At 59.9% G+C, this 15,569-nt stretch carries 16 protein-coding genes; 8 read left to right on the top strand and 8 right to left on the bottom strand.

The genetic code is table 11. The features are described from left to right. Window positions 1-182 precede the first annotated feature (182 nt). Genes AC5E6N_RS17815 through AC5E6N_RS17800 form a run of 4 tightly spaced genes read right to left on the bottom strand, consistent with a single transcriptional unit; the run spans window position 183 to window position 3,846 of the window. Window positions 183-1,148: a TRAP transporter substrate-binding protein gene (locus AC5E6N_RS17815; RefSeq protein WP_491749074.1), complete on the bottom strand. Its 966-nt coding sequence runs from the start codon at window positions 1,146-1,148 to the stop codon at window positions 183-185. 60 nt (window positions 1,149-1,208) lie between these two features. Then, the gene (locus AC5E6N_RS17810; RefSeq protein WP_491749073.1) at window positions 1,209-1,961 is read right to left on the bottom strand and encodes an SDR family NAD(P)-dependent oxidoreductase; all 753 of its coding nucleotides are present in this window, start codon (window positions 1,959-1,961) and stop codon (window positions 1,209-1,211) included. Beyond that, window positions 1,958-3,031 carry a transketolase family protein gene (locus AC5E6N_RS17805; protein ID WP_491749072.1) on the bottom strand — a complete coding sequence of 358 codons (1,074 nt, stop codon included), beginning with the start codon at window positions 3,029-3,031 and terminating at the stop codon, window positions 1,958-1,960. Before AC5E6N_RS17805 ends, AC5E6N_RS17810 begins: the two co-directional genes overlap by 4 nt. Continuing rightward, entirely contained in the window at window positions 3,028-3,846 is an 819-nt protein-coding gene (locus AC5E6N_RS17800; RefSeq protein WP_491749075.1) for a transketolase, read from the bottom strand. Before AC5E6N_RS17800 ends, AC5E6N_RS17805 begins: the two co-directional genes overlap by 4 nt. Window positions 3,847-4,093: 247 nt before the next feature. Between AC5E6N_RS17800 and AC5E6N_RS17795 the strand changes: the two genes are divergently transcribed. From AC5E6N_RS17795 to AC5E6N_RS17770, 6 genes are all read left to right on the top strand, one after another. After that, on the top strand, window positions 4,094-4,981 hold the full coding sequence (locus tag AC5E6N_RS17795) for a LysR substrate-binding domain-containing protein (RefSeq protein ID WP_491749071.1): 888 nt from the start codon (window positions 4,094-4,096) through the stop codon (window positions 4,979-4,981). Window positions 4,982-5,578: 597 nt separating this feature from the next. Then, a complete protein-coding gene (locus AC5E6N_RS17790) occupies window positions 5,579-6,751 on the top strand; it encodes a C4-dicarboxylate TRAP transporter substrate-binding protein (protein ID WP_491749070.1) in 1,173 nt (390 codons plus the stop codon). 190 nt (window positions 6,752-6,941) lie between these two features. Next, on the top strand, window positions 6,942-7,493 hold the full coding sequence (locus AC5E6N_RS17785; protein ID WP_491749069.1) for a TRAP transporter small permease subunit: 552 nt from the start codon (window positions 6,942-6,944) through the stop codon (window positions 7,491-7,493). After that, the gene (locus AC5E6N_RS17780; RefSeq protein WP_491749068.1) at window positions 7,490-8,797 is read left to right on the top strand and encodes a TRAP transporter large permease; all 1,308 of its coding nucleotides are present in this window, start codon (window positions 7,490-7,492) and stop codon (window positions 8,795-8,797) included. Before AC5E6N_RS17785 ends, AC5E6N_RS17780 begins: the two co-directional genes overlap by 4 nt. 52 nt (window positions 8,798-8,849) lie before the next feature. Further along, window positions 8,850-9,764: an SDR family oxidoreductase gene (locus AC5E6N_RS17775; RefSeq protein ID WP_491749067.1), complete on the top strand. Its 915-nt coding sequence runs from the start codon at window positions 8,850-8,852 to the stop codon at window positions 9,762-9,764. A gap of 45 nt (window positions 9,765-9,809) precedes the next feature. Then, window positions 9,810-10,493 carry an EthD domain-containing protein gene (locus tag AC5E6N_RS17770; RefSeq protein ID WP_491749066.1) on the top strand — a complete coding sequence of 228 codons (684 nt, stop codon included), beginning with the start codon at window positions 9,810-9,812 and terminating at the stop codon, window positions 10,491-10,493. An 11-nt stretch (window positions 10,494-10,504) separates the two neighbouring features. Here AC5E6N_RS17770 and AC5E6N_RS17765 read toward each other — a convergent pair whose 3' ends face one another. Genes AC5E6N_RS17765 through AC5E6N_RS17750 form a run of 4 tightly spaced genes read right to left on the bottom strand, consistent with a single transcriptional unit; the run spans window position 10,505 to window position 13,896 of the window. After that, window positions 10,505-11,059 carry a nuclear transport factor 2 family protein gene (locus AC5E6N_RS17765; protein WP_491749065.1) on the bottom strand — a complete coding sequence of 185 codons (555 nt, stop codon included), beginning with the start codon at window positions 11,057-11,059 and terminating at the stop codon, window positions 10,505-10,507. A 24-nt stretch (window positions 11,060-11,083) separates the two neighbouring features. Next, the gene (locus AC5E6N_RS17760) at window positions 11,084-12,241 is read right to left on the bottom strand and encodes an acetyl-CoA acetyltransferase (RefSeq protein ID WP_491749064.1); all 1,158 of its coding nucleotides are present in this window, start codon (window positions 12,239-12,241) and stop codon (window positions 11,084-11,086) included. Continuing rightward, window positions 12,238-12,600 (bottom strand): Zn-ribbon domain-containing OB-fold protein, encoded by a 363-nt coding sequence (locus AC5E6N_RS17755; RefSeq protein WP_491749063.1) that lies wholly within the window; start codon window positions 12,598-12,600, stop codon window positions 12,238-12,240. Before AC5E6N_RS17755 ends, AC5E6N_RS17760 begins: the two co-directional genes overlap by 4 nt. A gap of 21 nt (window positions 12,601-12,621) precedes the next feature. Then, a complete protein-coding gene (locus tag AC5E6N_RS17750) occupies window positions 12,622-13,896 on the bottom strand; it encodes a CaiB/BaiF CoA transferase family protein (protein WP_491749062.1) in 1,275 nt (424 codons plus the stop codon). Window positions 13,897-14,069: 173 nt separating this feature from the next. On the opposite strand from AC5E6N_RS17750, the gene AC5E6N_RS17745 reads away from it, so the two are divergent. Both AC5E6N_RS17745 and AC5E6N_RS17740 read left to right on the top strand, forming a co-directional pair. After that, window positions 14,070-14,831 (top strand): SDR family NAD(P)-dependent oxidoreductase, encoded by a 762-nt coding sequence (locus AC5E6N_RS17745; RefSeq protein WP_491749061.1) that lies wholly within the window; start codon window positions 14,070-14,072, stop codon window positions 14,829-14,831. A gap of 11 nt (window positions 14,832-14,842) precedes the next feature. Next, window positions 14,843-15,569: aromatic ring-hydroxylating oxygenase subunit alpha (locus tag AC5E6N_RS17740; protein WP_491749060.1), on the top strand; the 727-nt coding region annotated here is incomplete at its 3' end.

Below are 15,569 nucleotides of genomic sequence, written 5' to 3'. Positions count from 1 at the left end.
TATGCCGCGATCAAACGCGTAGCGCAGGACGACATTGACGAAAAGCGCGACGAAAAGTGCCGAAAGCGTCGTGGAGAAGATACCGATGCCGCCATAGAGGATAAGCAGCCTTGCGGCCGATAAAATGCGCTCGACGGGGCCATCGGACCCCGTCGCTTTGTCGTTGCTGTCATTCATGACACTCAGTTGCCGCGCAAAAGGTCGACGATGTCGCCATACTTGTCGCCGTAGAGGTCATAAACCGATGCCGTGGCCTCGGCGAATATCGACTGGTCCACATCGAGGAATTTGGCACCTTCAGCCTCCATCTTTACGCGCAGCGCCTGATTGTCGACCTGCGAGCGGCCGCGCTGGTACCATCCCGCTTGGGTGACTGCATTGCTGATACAGTCGCGGTGAGCGTCAGACAAGCCGTTCCACCAGCCAAGCCCGGCAACCACCGGTGTGGTCTCGTATTTGTGGCCGGTCATGGAGATGTAAGGTGTGATCTCATGCAGCTTGGCCGAATGGATATTGGTCAACGGGTTTTCCTGGCCTTCAAATGCACCGGAGCGCAGGGCCGAGGGCAGTTCCGACCAGGCAAGCGGCGCCGGATTGGCGCCAAGCGCATTGAACATCGCCAGAGTGACCTCGTCCGGGGGTGTGCGTATTTTCATACCCTTTATGTCATCGGGCGACGCGATATGCTTGCTGGTATGCGTGACGTTGCGGATGCCGTTGTCCCAATAACCCACGACCTTCATTCCGGCGGCCTGGGCTTTCTGGTCTATCAGCGCGCCGGCTTCGCCATCCAGCGCCTCCCAGGCATCATTGAGGCTGGAAAACAGGAATGGCAGGCCGAGCATGCCGACTTCAGGCACGACCTGACCCATGGCACCCTGCGAGTTGGCAGACATCTGGATAATGCCCGACTGCACGGAGGTGATCATTTCAGCGTCGTTTCCCATCGTCGCGGACGGTGCCACTTTGACCGTGAGTTCTCCACCGGTGCAACTGGAAACAAGTCCCGCGAACATGTTTGCTGCGTCAAAGCGTGGATTGCCGGCGTTGGCGCCGTGGGCAAACACCAGTTCGGCAGCATTTGCCGGGATCGCCAATCCTATGGCGATTGCCACCGCCGCGGCGGTGGATTTTAGATGGATATTCATTGTTTCCTCCCTTCAGTGTGCGGCTCATGGAGCCTGATCAATTCTTCGTTTGCGCGACCGCTAGTGAATAAGAGAGCCTCCGTTCACATCAACCTCCGATCCGGTAACGTATGATGAGAGATCCGACGCAAGAAAAAGGCAGCATCCCGCAACGTCCTCCGCGGTGCCGACGCGGCCCATCGGAATGCCTTGCAGAATTTGTTCGCGCATCGCGTCCGTCAGTTTTCCTTCGGTGATATCCGTTGCGATAAAGCCCGGGCAGACCGCATTGGCGCGAATGCCCTCAGGCGCGAGTTCACGTGCGATTGCCTTCGTCAAACCCAGTATTCCGGCCTTGGCCGCCGAGTAGTGAGGGCCGCCGAAAATACCGCCCCCGCGCTGCGCGGACACGGAAGACAAATTGACGATCGAACCGGATTTTTGTCGGCGCATCTGCGGTATCACCGCCTGGCTCATATAAAGTGTTCCACGGAGATTGACGTCGAGCACGGCATCGTAGTTCTCCGGCTCGATCGTCATGATTTTCAAAGGTTGCGTGATACCGGCGTTGTTGACCAGGATGTCGATCCGTCCCCAGGCCGAAAGCAATTGCGCGACAGCCATCTCGCACGCTGTCTTGTCGGTGACGTCACAAGCGAGGCCGACATGCCCGTCGCCCAGCTTGCTGGCCACGGTCTCAGCCGCTGCAGCCTCCAGATCCAGAACACCGATGGTCGCACCGTGCGCGGCCATAAGCGTGGCGGTCGCCTTGCCCAGCCCGCGTGGCGAAGCCGCACCCGTGACAACGGCAAACTTTCCCGCAAGCAGCTTCATGGCGCTGACCCCGCGTTTAACCAGGCCCTGGTCCGCGCCACGATGCGATCGACGGAAAGGCCGTATTGATCGTGCAGGGTCGGCAGCGCGCCAGCATCGAGAAACTCGTCCGGCAGTCCGATCTGGCGGAACGGTTTGCTGACGCCCGCGCGCATGAGGCAGGACGCGACCGCTTCCCCAAGGCCGCCGACAACGGAGTGGTTCTCCGCCACAATCACGAGCTTGCCGGCAGCGCGCGCCGTTTCGACAATCGTGGCGACATCCAGGGGCTTGATTGTCGGCGAGTGCAGGACAGCACAGTCTATTGCCTCGGTTTGCAGGCGCTCGGCCGCGTCCAGAACCCGCATGGTCATGAAGCCGCTGGTGATGAACAAGACGTCTTTACCGTGCCGCAGGCGTTTCGCCTTGCCGATCTCGAACTGGTAGTCATAGGACGATAGAACGTCCGGTACCTTGCCACGCAAAAGTCGAAGGTAAACCGGTCCGGGATGTGCGGCGACGGCCGGCACGGCCTGTGCGATCTCCGTCGCGTCGCACGGATCGATAATGGTGAGATTGGGCATTCCGCGAAAGATCGCCAGGTCCTCGGTCGCCTGATGGCTGGGCCCGTAACCGCTGATCAGTCCCGGCAGGGCGCAGGCGATCTTAACGGGCAGGGCCTCTTCCGCGATGGCCATGCAGATGAAATCATACGCGCGCCGCGATGCGAAGACCGCGTAGGTGGTCGCGAAGGGTGTGAAGCCTTCGCGGGCAAGGCCCGCAGCGGCCGAGAACAGCAATTGCTCCGCCATCCCCATCTGATGGAAACGATCGGGGCATGCTTCGGCAAAGACATGCAGGTCGGTGTATTTCGCCAGATCGGCGCTCAGGCCGACAATATCCGGGCGGATCGCGGCCAACTCCGCCAAAGCATGTCCGAACGGTGCCGAAACCGTTTCACGGCCTTCCGCGTCGAGCGAGGCGATCATGGCGGACGTGGTCAGCTTCTCGCCTTCGCCATGGTCGGGTGCAGGCCGGGGTTCGTATTTGGGTTTGCGCCTTGAATGCGGCGGAGCCTTCGTGATCGTCATAGCGGCATTGCCTCGTCCAGAACCGCCAGGGCCTTTGCCCATTCGTCAGGTTCCACGCGGACGAAATGGGTCATCTCGCGGTCTTCAAGGAAGGGGACGCCCTTGCACATCCTGGTCTGGCAGATGATGGCACGAGGCCGGGAATCGGCATGGTTGCGGGCTTTGTCGAAAGCGGTGACCAGTTGGCCGATATCGTTGCCGTCGACGCGCTGTGCATGCCATCCGAATGCCGTCCATTTGTCTTCGATGGGTTCGGTGCACAGTGCGTCTGTCGACTTGCCGTCGGCCTGCTGGTCGTTGAAATCGACAATGGCCACAATGTTGTCCAGCTTATGCTGGACCGCCGACATGACCGCTTCCCAGGTTGACCCTTCGCCAAGCTCGCCGTCGGACAGGAAGTTGTAGACGAAGGCCGGGTTTTTCTTGCGCTTGAGGCCCAGGGCCATTCCAACGGCAATGCCCAGGCCATGGCCGAGCGAGCCACCGGTGATCTCCATCCCCGGCGAGTATGCCGCCATACCCGACATGGGCATGCGGCTGTTGTCCATGCCGTAGGTCCAGATTTCCTCTTCCGGAAGAACGCCGGCTTCGATCAACGCGGCATAGAGGGCTATGGCGTAGTGCCCGATGGACAAAAGAAACCGGTCGCGCCCTTCCCATTCCGGATTGTCGGGGCGGTAGGTAAGGGCGCGGAAATAGGCGACGGCCAGAATGTCGGCTGCTCCCAGTGCCTGGCCGATATAGCCCTGACCCTGGACTGCGCCCATGCGTATGGCGTGCCGGCGAATATTCCAGGCACGTCGGTGCAAGCTCATATTGGCGCTCAAATGCCCTGACGGCGACGTTGTCACCTGTCTTTCTCCTCCCTTTGCTTTCGCGGGATTGTGCTTTTCCGGTCCGCGGCGCGCAAACGCGAAAATAACATTCATTGATGAATCAGAGTCATGTTACAATCCTGGATGAATGAATTTTCGCCAAAAATCCGGCGGACCACGCGTTGGCAAGGGTCAAGAAGATGACTTCATATCTCGACTGTCCGGCACAGAGCCGGGGCAGGGTGTTATGACGACACAGAAAATACCCATATCGCTTGTCCGATCGTTCGAGGCTGCCGGCCGGACTGGATCTTTCAAGGCGGCCTCTCTGGAACTGGGCTTGTCGCCAAGTGCAATCAGCCATTCTGTCCGTCGATTGGAAAACTTCCTGGGTACGGCGCTGTTTGAGAGAAACGGCCGCGGCATTCGGCTTAACCCCGATGGGGAGGAGTTGCTGCGCCATGTGGGCGGTGCGTTCGACAGTATCCGTCACGGGTTCGAAGTGGTTTCGACACGAACGCCCGGTTTGCTGCGGTTGCACTGTGCACCGAGCTTTGCGGCGCAATGGCTGACGCCACGTCTGCCGCGCCTGGTCGATGATATCCCGGAAATCGACGTGCGCCTGTCCGCGGATACGGACTATGCAAGCTTCGAGACTGACGAGTTCGACGCGGACATTGTCTACGGGCAACCGCAACAAACGGGAAACATCGTCATGTCTCTGGGCGAGGAGGTCGTGACGCCGCTTTGTGCGCCGGCTCTGGCGGCAAAGATCAAAAGGCCGGAAGATCTGCTCGGGCATAGCCTGATCGAAAGCGACAACAAGCAGATCCGCTGGTCGCATTGGTTTTCGGCGAACGGGCTCGAAGCGCCACCTCCAAATGGTTCGCGATTCGATCGGAGCTTTCTGGCGATCGCGTTTGCCGTTGACGGAATGGGTGTGGCGCTTGAGTCGACCACGCTGGCCGAGCGCGAGCTTGAGAACGGCCGGCTGGTTGCGCCGCTCCTGGACCGGTCCGAAAGCGTGCGTTACATCGGACATCATCTGGTTATCCCGCAGTCCACGCGGCAGCGGCAAATCGTGCGCCGCTTTTCCAACTGGATGTCAAGGGAGCGCGGTGTGGACAGCCAATGAGCGCAACGCTCTGACCTTGACATTCAACGTCTCGAACCGGCCGCCGTCAATCGCCATCAAAGTGGCGTACTGCCGATTCATCTGAAATCATGCTTTGGCCGGACCCTCGGCCGTATTGCCTCGGAATGGTGGCTGTATTCGTGCCCGGTTCACCGTTTCGCAAACTCGTCTCCAAGCGGCCGATCATCTCTATTCCGGGTGATTGTGAACAATATAGCCTGAAAGTTTGTACAAAAATCTTGAAATTTTGTATAAATTATGGTCACTAATGCATAATGAAAAATCTGCTGTGCACACAAGGCCGAATTACGAGGCGCTGCACACGCAGGTGCAGCGGGGTGTAACCGCACGACGTCTGGCGACGTTTGGGAGGCGTACAATGATTGGGAAAAGTGACGCGGGGGCGCCCCTTGTTCGCGGAGCCGTTTTGTCGGCTGCAAAGCGGTGCGCCAACGATGTGAACTGGCCATCCAGCCCTTGTCAGTCTGATGCGCGGTTTCCAGGGCGTTTTGGGGGCCCTGGTGCCGGATCGTCGGGATCGAGTGGTCCGGCGGGCCGGACGCTTGCAGAATTCCAATAAAGCCTGAGGAGGAAGACATGAAATCAACGCGTAAAATCGGATTCACCTCGCATCTGAAAGGATCGGTCCTTGCGGGCGTGGTCCTCGCTGCGATCAGCGGCACGACAGCGAGCGCTCAGGAGTTGCGTTATGCGGTCGGCATGCCTGAAAGCAGCTACAATTATGACAACGCGGTGTTTTTCTCCGAGGAGCTTGCGCGTACCAGCGACGTGGACGTCAAGGTCTATGCGCTGTCTTTGCTCGGACTGAATGAGATCCCGGGGGGAATCCGGGACGGGTTGGCTGATTTCGGCTTCTCTCTCTTTCCCTATTTCCCGGCGGAGTTCTCCGAGTTGAACCTTCCGGCGAGCCTGTCGTGGCTGGCATCCACCGGCTCGGAGGCCAAGTGGCCCGGCCCGGCGATGCTCGGCGCGTCGATGGAATATGTCATGCTGAACTGTCCCGATTGCCTGGAACAGCTCGATCGGTTCAACACGGTCTTTCTCAGCGGCGGTGTGGCGGTGGACTACGGGCTGGTGTGCAACAAGCCGGTTGAGTCCATCAAAGACATAGCGGGCAAGAAGGTGCGCACCGGCGCGGCCGATGTCTCGCGGTTCGTCGAATATTTTGGCGGTACGCAAGTATCGCTTTCCGGCAACGAGATCTATGACGCCCTCAATACAGGAAATGTCGATTGTTCCACGGTGCCTCCGGAAACCCTGACCGGTCTGCGGTTGATGGAAGTGGCGGATTTCTACAGCCATCTGTTGCCCGGCAACATGTTCTCGGGAATCGGCATAGCCAACATGAACCGCGACACCTGGAATGGCCTGACGGAAGAACAGCGGCGCGCGGTTCTGAACGCGGCTGCCAAGACATCCGCAAGCAGTTGGGTTACGGTCAAGAACCTCAATGCGTCCAGTCTCAAGACATTCAAGGACGCAGGCAAGATCGTTTTCGACACCTCGTTAGAAGATCGTGCGAAGATCGGCGAGTTCGCAAAGCAGGACACGGAAGTTGTACGCAATCAGTTTGTGGACCAATACGGCATCGAAGGCGTTGACGAGAAAATCGCGCTGATAACCGATCTGATCGAAAAGTGGAAAGGCCTGACAAACCAGATCGACGAAATGGATGTCGATGCCTTCGCCAACCTCTATATCGACGAAGTGCATTCCAAGATCGATGTTTCCAGTTACGGCATCGATTGAGTGCAGACGTCGGGTGCCCCGTTCTTCTCCCCGGGGCACCCCTCTCCGGCCGCCCTGGAAAACTGTTAAAAGAGGCCGACCCGGTCATCCGGGACCAATCAAACGGCACTGAACGCCGACCGCAGGCGCAGCCGCCTCGACGGGCGCAGCGCCCCGCATCGCTCAACGGCTGGGGAGATGAAAACCTACCATGAAACCGGTTCTGAATATCATTGACAGGGTAATCCTTGCCCTTGGTTTCCTGGCCGCCGGCGCGGTGGTGCTGATGATGCTTCACGTCACGCTGGATGTTGTCCTGGATATCCTTTTCAACCAGCCTTTGCCGGGAACACTGATCATCGTATCCAACTACTACATGCCGCTGGTTACATTCCTGCCGCTTGCCTTCGTGGAGCGACTGGAAAACCACGTTTCGGCAGATGTGCTGACGCAGTTCCTGCCGGACCGCGGGCAAACACACCTTTTCGGCTGGACCTTTCTGTTGTGCTTCACGGTGTGCGCCCTGCTGACATACGCGACTTGGCTGGAGGCCGTCGACAAGTTCCATATCGGTGCATTCAAGATGGAGCGGGGCATGAAAGTTCCGACATGGCCAATCAGGTTCGCCGCTCCGATCGGTTACGGAATCCTGACGCTTTTGTTCCTGTTCAAATTTGTTGCCTACACCATCAGAAGCAATGTCCTGAGGGAGGGGCAAAACACCCTCGGTATCCTGGGTGCCAATGACGGAGTAAATGAATGAGCGAAGTTGAAATCGGGTTGGCAGGAATCGTCATTCTGCTGATCATGATCGGGCTTCGGGTGCCCATTGCCATCGCTCTGTTCACTGTGCCGTTTGTCGGAATATACGCAATGTTCGGATGGCGTCCGGCCCTTGGGGCGTTGAAGATCATTCCTTTCAACTTCGCCGCAAGCTGGGAGCTGAGTTCGGTCCCGATGTTCCTGCTGATGGGTTATCTGGCCTACCACACCGGGATAACGGCGGGACTGTTTGCCGCGGCGCGGGTCTGGCTTTCGCGATTGCCCGGCGGACTTGCGGTCGCGAGCATATTCGGTGCCTCCGGTTTTGCCGCGGTGACCGGCTCGTCGGTTGCGACCGCCGCCGCCATGGGGCGCATCGCGGTGCCGGAAATGCTGCGCCACGGTTACGATCCAAGGCTTGCCACCGGCACCGTTGCGGCGGCCGGAACGATCGGGGCGCTCATTCCGCCGAGTATCCTGCTGATCCTTTATGGCGTTATCGCCGAGGTCCCGATCAACCAGCTTTTCATTGGAGGCGCCGGAGTAGGGCTGTTGTCGGCGCTGGCCTATATCGTGCTTGTTCTCCTGTGGGCCAGCGCCAAGCCCGGGGTCGCGCCCCGGGCCGACGATAAATTCACTTTGGCCGAGCGGTTTCGTTCGCTGCGCATGGTGTCTCCAGTCTTGTTGCTGGCGGTTCTCGTCTTCGGCGGACTGTTCGCCGGCCTGTTCACCCCGACCGAGGCGGGCGCGGTGGGCGCGTCGCTCTGCGCGCTCATAGCCGCCGCGCAACGCCGTCTGACCTGGCGCAGTTTCCGGGTTTCCATAACCGAGGCCTTTACGACGACGTCGGCCCTTCTCTTCATCGTCATCGGTGCAAATCTGCTGGCCCGTTTCGTCGCGCTCAGCGGTGTCGATGCCTATATCTCGGATCTCATCGCCTCGATGGGCTCCTCCACCTATCTTTTCCTCGCCGGTGTTGTGCTGGTCTACATTATCCTCGGCATGTTTCTGGAGCCGACCGGCGCGATGATCATCACCTTGCCGATCGTGCTGCCGGTCGCCGGCTCGCTTGGCGTGAACGAATTGTGGTTCGGCATTTTCCTCGCCAAGCTGCTTGAAGTGGGGATGATAACGCCACCGATCGGCTTGAACGTGTTTGTGCTGAACGGGATCGTCGGTCGAGGGATAACCCTGGGGCAGATATTCAGAGGAACGACATACTTCATCGCGGCGGATATTGTCGTGCTGCTGCTGATCATTGCCGTACCGGCAATTGTCCTGTTTCTGCCGGGCCTGATGATATGAGCCTTGTTGCGGCTGAGCGAATGGAGCGCGTGAAATCCTGCGGTGAAGGTTCATGAGGGTCGCGGTTTTTTCCGCTACCGGCGACCAGGGCATCGCGCAAGTGCGCAGGCTGATCGAACTGGGGCACCAGGCCGTCGCCATCTCCCGTCGCCCGGAGAAGGCGGACCTGCCGGACGGCGTCGAACGGGTCGCGGCCGACTATGGTCGGCATGAAAGCCTGCGGGCGGCGATGGAGGGGGCTGATGCGGTTCTGCTGAATCTGCCCTCGACATCCTTTCAGGAAGCGGCACCACTGATCGAAGCTGCCGAGGTGATCGCGAAGGCGGCCGCCGAGTCGGACACGGTGAAAATACTCGTCTTCAACACCAGCATGCCGGTGCCCGGCCATGAGATGGGGATCGCCGCACAGGATGCGCGGCTGGAGATGCGCAGACGCATATTCGCGACAGGTGTCCCGGCGATCGTCATCCAGCCCGTGGTCTATCTCGACAATCTGCTCAAGGCCTGGGCCTGGCCGCAGATCGCGCGCGAGAACATGATTTACTATCCCCATCGGGAAACCCTCGATGTCTGCTGGATCTGTCACGACGACCTTGCAAAGCTCATGGTCGCGGCCGCGCAAAGGCCGCAGCTTGCCGGCCGCATATTTCCCGTCGGTGGACCGGAAGCCATTCGCGGCCCCGACCTTGCCCGCCGTCTCGGTCAAGTCTGGGGAAAACCGCTGACATTCAAATCCATGCCCCTGGAGACCTGCGGGGAGATCATGGCCGACGTGTTTCGCGCAAGCGCGACATTGGAGCGGGAAGTCCTGGCTCGCGAAATGGCCCTGAAATACAAATGGTACAACGACGAAACAGACCGCCCGTTCTTTGTTGATATGGGGCCGGTTCTGGATGCACTGCCGGTCTCATTGACATCATTGGAAGACTGGGCGGCACGGCAGACGCTTCCGGCGGCCGGCAGTTAAACTCTTGTCGCGCGGATGGTCGGCGGATCGAGCGGAGGATGTGTTTTGCCAGAGGAACCAGCAAACAAACGGGTCACGCTTATCACACCAAGGGAAGATATGCCTCTTGCCTATTTCCATGCCCACTGGTCGGGTCCGCATGCCGCAATCGCCCGCGATCTGCCCGGCCTCGTCTGGTATGTGCAGAACCACGTCATGCGACCATTGCAGCGCTCGCCCGGGCTGTTTGGCGATGTTCACGGCATTGCGGAGATCGCCTTTCGCGACCCGGGCGCGCTGCGCAATACCATCGAATCCTGGGTGCGTCTCGATGAACTTCGCGAAGATGAAAATCGCTTTGTCGGCGGGCGGATCGGGAACTGGTCCCATCTTGTCGACGATCCGCCTGAAGTATCGCAGAGGCGGATCGTCGCTGTGTTGAGCCGGCCCGACGGCGCAATCGATCCCGTCCGGGGTGATAGAATTTCCGCGGCGGTCGAAGCGATCCGTGCCGTGGTTCCATGCCATGCGGAAGAGACCGCAAACGAGCCGCCGGCACCTGGAGACGCGGCCGGTCCGGACTGGTTCATATTCGCCGAGTTGCCCTTGGCGCAAAATATCGACGAACTGGTATCGCCGGAGGGTCCGATCCTGCGTCAGCTGGACGGTATCGGCGCTTCGGCAGCCGCTTACCTTGTCTATTCCGAGGCCAAAGTCCTGCCGGCCGATGTGCCCGAGGACGGCGCGTAGCGAAAGCCGGATCAGACGGCGAAGTGCTGTTCCCAGTTGTTGTAGCTGTCGAAGCTCTCGGGATAATCCGAGGGGCGATGATCTCCATAGGCCCGCATGCGCAGCTTCGAGCCGAGCGCCTCGCTATATTCCTCGACCGGGACATAGTAGAGGAACTTCAGGACGCGGCGGGAGAATTGCCACGTGCCGGCCACGCGCCGGTATTCATCGTCGTAGCGCAGGCTGCCGACCAGCGTTTCACCGTTGCGATGCGTTTCGGCGTGACAAAAGACCTCGCCGGTTGCCCGGTCGGGATCGGAATCGTCGAACGTGATGATGGTGTCGTGCGTCCAGTGGACGGAGATATCGAGCACCGCAAAGCGCCGGCGATACATTTGCATGATTTCGTCGCGGCCGACGCCCTCCATCATGCCGTCCAGGGAGTGGACTTCGGCGTTTTCGGCGAAGATCGAACTGAGAAGGGGCATGTCGCGGTCGTCGCAGGCTTTGCAGTATTTCGCGATGATTTCCATGATTGCGTTCCGGCTCTCAAGCCGGTCGATCCGTTTCAGAATATCGTCGTTCATGGTGTCTTCCTTTCAAAGCAGGGATCAAAGGGTGGCTTCGGTCCCGAAAACGAGCGTTGCCTGGCTCGACAGGATGCCGCCATTGCCATGGCTTATTGCGATCTCGGCGCCTGGAACCTGCCGGTCGCCGGCTTCGCCGCGCAGTTGGCGAGCGGCCTCGACCATGGTGAAAAGCCCGTACATGCCGGGATGGTTGCACGACAGCCCGCCGCCATTGGTATTGACGGGCAGGGCGCCGCCGGGTGCGATGGCGCCCGACGCCACGAAGCGCCCGCCCTCACCCTTGGGGCAGAAACCGAGGTCTTCCAGAAACAGGATCGTGTTGATGGTGAAGGCGTCGTAAAGTGCGACCAGGTCGACATCGTCCGGGGAAATCCCCGCGCAGGCCATCGCCTGTGGGCCCGAGATGGCGGCGCCGGTCGTCGTCAGGTCCGGCATCGCCGCGATTTCCTTGTGCGTCACCGTCGCAGCGCCGCCAAGCAGCGGCACCGGCGCCCGGCAGGATCGGGCCTTGTCCATACGCGTCATGACAACGGCCGCCGCACCATCGGTGACAAGGCAGCAGTCCGATACGGAAAGCGGTGAGGAGACGATACGCGCCGACAGAAACTCATCGAGCGTTGCACTCTCCCGGCGGAACGCCTCCGGATTGAGTTTCGCCCATTCGCGTGCGGCCAGCGCCACATGGGCGAGCTGTTCCCTCGTCGTGCCGAACTCGTGCATGTGCCGGGCGGCCGCCAGGGCATAACCGCCTACCGGCATCCGCGCGCCGTGGGGCGCTTCGTAGGGCGAGGCGGTGAGCGCCGCGACCAGTTTTCCCGCACCCGAGCGCTGGTTCGATCCGTACGTTATCAGCGCCACATCGATCAGGCCGGCATCAAGTGCCAGGGCTGCATGGATCGCGTGGCAAAGGAAAGCCGACCCACCCGGGCGATTGTTGTCGACAATGGCCGGCCGGATGCCGAAATATTCGGCCATCGCGAGCCCGCCGAGATAGTCGTCCGGCAGCGCCACGAACAGCCCGTCGACATCCGCGATGGAGAGCCCCGCATCGTCAAGGGCGCTGTAGCCCGCCTCGGCGGCCATCTCAAGCGACGAGACGCCCGGGCATTCGCCCAATCCGTAGGTGGCGGCGCCAACAACGGCCGTGCGGCCGCGTGGAAATGCATCTTGCCAGCTCATGGTCCGGGATCGAAGACGACCATCGGCGTCTCGCCTTCCGTCACGATACGGGCGATGACCTTGTCGCCGACCGCGACGCTCTCCGGGTCGGCATTTGGCATATGCGACAGCATCCGTGCACCTTCTTCAAGGTCGACAAGAACAATGATCCTTGCCGGCTCCGGCGGCTTCTTCGGCTGAACGGTCACCGAATAAATTGTGCCGCGTCCGGATACCGGGAGAAAGTCGGTCAGCGTTCCGCCGTGGCCGGGAGCGCGCAGCCGCGGCGGAAACACCGCGCAATCCGATACCGGGTCGCGTTGAAGCATGAAACGGCCCTGTGCGAGCTGCGTCAGGAATCTGGCCTGCGGATCATTCATCGCTTCTGCCACGGCGTCGCCTCAGACGATTTTCTTTTCGCGCAGGCCCTGGATATCCTGATCGGTCAGGGTCAGGCGTTCCTTGAGAATAGCTTCGGTGTCTTCTCCGACAAGCGGAGGAGCCTTCGGATAGATCACCGGCGTGTCGGAAAATTTCAGCGGACTTCCCACAACGCGCACTTCGCCCATAACCGGGTGAACAAGGGTGACGAACATGCCCCGCTCGCAAAGTTGTTCATCGCGCTCGATGTCGCCCATATCGTTTATCGGTCCGCATGAAACCTTGGCGTTGTTGATCGCGTTCATCCAATATTGTTTGCCATGGTGTGACAGTGCCTCGGTCATGTCGCGGGTCAAGTCCCCACGGTTCGCAAGCCGATCCCGTGAGCGGGCATATTTGGGATCCGTCACCCACTCCGGATGCTCCAGCACCTCGGCCAGTCTCGCAAACTCCCGGTCATTGAAGGTTGCAATCAGGATATGGCCGTCCTTTACCGCGAAGACCCCATTGGGAACCGCCGTCGGGTGATCGTTGCCGGTGCGCGGCAAGGGCGCGCGGGCGTTCAACCAGGCGGAAAGGGAATTGAGAAGGAGGGCGACCTGCGAATCCAGAAGGGCGATATCGATATGCTGGCCTGTTCCGGACTTTTCACGGTGCAGAAGGGCGGTGAGGATTCCGATAACCGCGTTGTTTCCGGCCGTAATGTCGGCGATCGGAACGCCGACCCGCATGGGGCCGGCGCCGGTCATCCCCTCAGGCAGTCCGGTCACCGCCATCTGGCCTCCCATCGCCTGCACGAGATAGTCGTAGCCGGACCGGTCCGAATAGGGGCCGTTCTGTCCGAACCCCGTGATCGAGCAGAAAATGAGTCCGGGGTTGATTGCCTTCAGGTCATTGTATCCCAGCCCGTAGCGATCCAGCGTTCCGGTCCGGAAATTCTCGATGAGAACATCCGCCTCTCTCACCAGCCCTTTGAGGATTTCCGCGCCTTGCGGCTGGGCAAAGTCCAGGGTCAGGGAATGCTTGCCGCGATTGACGGTCTGGAAATAGGTCGACTGTTCCAGGTCGGTCGTCGGAGACGTGACCCATGGCGGGCCGAGTGTCCTGAGATCATCGCCATCACCGACCCGCTCGATCTTGATCACATCGGCGCCCAGATCCGCCAGCGTCTGGCCGGCCAGCGGCCCGGCGACGACGCGCGACAGGTCGAGCACCTTGATGCCGGAAAGCACACCTTCAGTGCTCTCGACCGCCTCGCCGGCCGAAGCCGCAGACTGATAGGATCTGTCGTCCACCTCGATACTCCCAAATGATCCGCAACACACCTGGATCGGCGCCTATTTATGCGCATATGTCTTTTTTTATATACAATACAATATCAACAATATACAAGTAAAGATGGTCATTGCGCGTGGACAATTCACCGGAATGTGTGAACGCTGTTCGCATGAATTTGAGGAGCGAGGCGATGGAGCTGGGCCTGAAGGGTCTAAAAGCGGCTGTTTCGGGCGGCTCACGCGGGATTGGCCGTTCGATCGCGTCGCTGCTGGCCGAAGAGGGCTGTCATGTGTCGATTTGCGCCCGGGGGCAGGACAACATCGACACCGCCATCGCTGAATTCGAAGGCCGGGGCGTGCGCGCCATGGGGCGGGCGCTGCAAGGGCGTGAAGGCGATGCGGTGCGTGGATGGATACGCGACACGGTTGAAGAATTCGCGGGCCTGGACATTTTCGTTGCGAACCTTTCGGCAGGCGGTGGCACCAACGAGGAACGATACTGGTACCGCAATTTCGAGATCGACCTGATGAGTGCGACGCGTACCGTCGAAGAGGCCTACCCGGCGCTCAAGGAAAGCAGGAATGCTTCCATACTGATCGTCGCCACAATGGCCGCGAGCGAAACTTTTGTTGCCCCGATGGCGTATAATGCGATCAAGGCCGCCCTGGTTACCTGGTCCAAGCAACTGGCCGAGCTCCATCTGCCCAAGGGTATCAGGGTGAACTGCCTTTCGCCGGGCCCGACCATGTTCCCCGGATCGAACTGGGAAATGATCAAGGTGGCGCGTTCGCGCGCATATACCGCGGCCATTCGCAAGCAACCGACCAAGCGAATGGCCGAAGCCGAGGAAATCGCGCGCTCTGCGGTCTTCCTGGCGAGCCCGGCAGCAAGCTGGTGCGCCGGATCCCACCTCCTGGTCGATGGTGGATTTACCAAGGGTGTCCAATTCTGAGGATTATCGATATGGCTGTCAGCCGCATCAAGCCGGGTGATTTTACAAAGACTCCGATCGACAAGACCGACGATCCGGATTTCGGGACAGCGATGATCCCCAAGGAGCGGTACACGTCGCCGTCGTTCATGGCGCGGGAATGGGAGCGCTTGTGGTCCAAGGTCTGGCTTTGGGGATGCGCCTCGGAAGATATCGAGGAGACGGGAGACTATATCGTCACGTCGATCGGCAAGGAGGAAATCATCCTGACCCGGCAGGCGGACGGCAAGGCACGCGGATTTTACAATGTTTGCCAGCACCGCGGAAACCGGGTCATGGTCGGGCAGGGAAATGCAACCAGCTTCCGATGCAACTACCACCATTGGGAGTACAGGATTTCCGGCGAATTCGAGAATATTCCCGATCTTGAGACATTTCCCCAGGGTGCGCCGCCATGCGGCGGGCTGAGGGAAGTTCGTGTCGAAGAATGGAACGGGTTCGTCTTTTTCAACCTTGACCCGGGAGCGGAGCCGCTTCTGGCGTTTCTCGATCCGCTTGACGAACATCTCGGTCCCTATCATTTCGATCGCATGGTGAAAGTGACCGATTGGACCGCCGAATGGGACTGCAACTGGAAAACCAGCGTGGACGCGTTCAATGAAAGCTATCACGTGCAGGGCATTCACCCCGAACTCCTCTATTTTATCGAGGACAAGCATATCCAGATCGATACCTACGAGCGGCACAACCGCTACCTGA

The organism is Hoeflea sp., from assembly GCF_984452065.1.
The sequence above is the reverse complement of the archived record's forward strand: the minus strand, read 5'-3'. Positions and strand labels throughout refer to the sequence as shown.

Coding starts and splice junctions, on each gene's coding strand:
- AC5E6N_RS17815 (WP_491749074.1), bottom strand. CDS start 1,148: ATGAATATCCATCTAAAATCCACCGCCGCGGCGGTGGCAATCGCCATA.
- AC5E6N_RS17810 (WP_491749073.1), bottom strand. CDS start 1,961: ATGAAGCTGCTTGCGGGAAAGTTTGCCGTTGTCACGGGTGCGGCTTCG.
- AC5E6N_RS17805 (WP_491749072.1), bottom strand. CDS start 3,031: ATGACGATCACGAAGGCTCCGCCGCATTCAAGGCGCAAACCCAAATAC.
- AC5E6N_RS17800 (WP_491749075.1), bottom strand. CDS start 3,846: ATGAGCTTGCACCGACGTGCCTGGAATATTCGCCGGCACGCCATACGC.
- AC5E6N_RS17795 (WP_491749071.1), top strand. CDS start 4,094: ATGACGACACAGAAAATACCCATATCGCTTGTCCGATCGTTCGAGGCT.
- AC5E6N_RS17790 (WP_491749070.1), top strand. CDS start 5,579: ATGAAATCAACGCGTAAAATCGGATTCACCTCGCATCTGAAAGGATCG.
- AC5E6N_RS17785 (WP_491749069.1), top strand. CDS start 6,942: ATGAAACCGGTTCTGAATATCATTGACAGGGTAATCCTTGCCCTTGGT.
- AC5E6N_RS17780 (WP_491749068.1), top strand. CDS start 7,490: ATGAGCGAAGTTGAAATCGGGTTGGCAGGAATCGTCATTCTGCTGATC.
- AC5E6N_RS17775 (WP_491749067.1), top strand. CDS start 8,850: ATGAGGGTCGCGGTTTTTTCCGCTACCGGCGACCAGGGCATCGCGCAA.
- AC5E6N_RS17765 (WP_491749065.1), bottom strand. CDS start 11,059: ATGAACGACGATATTCTGAAACGGATCGACCGGCTTGAGAGCCGGAAC.
- AC5E6N_RS17760 (WP_491749064.1), bottom strand. CDS start 12,241: ATGAGCTGGCAAGATGCATTTCCACGCGGCCGCACGGCCGTTGTTGGC.
- AC5E6N_RS17755 (WP_491749063.1), bottom strand. CDS start 12,600: ATGAATGATCCGCAGGCCAGATTCCTGACGCAGCTCGCACAGGGCCGT.
- AC5E6N_RS17745 (WP_491749061.1), top strand. CDS start 14,070: ATGGAGCTGGGCCTGAAGGGTCTAAAAGCGGCTGTTTCGGGCGGCTCA.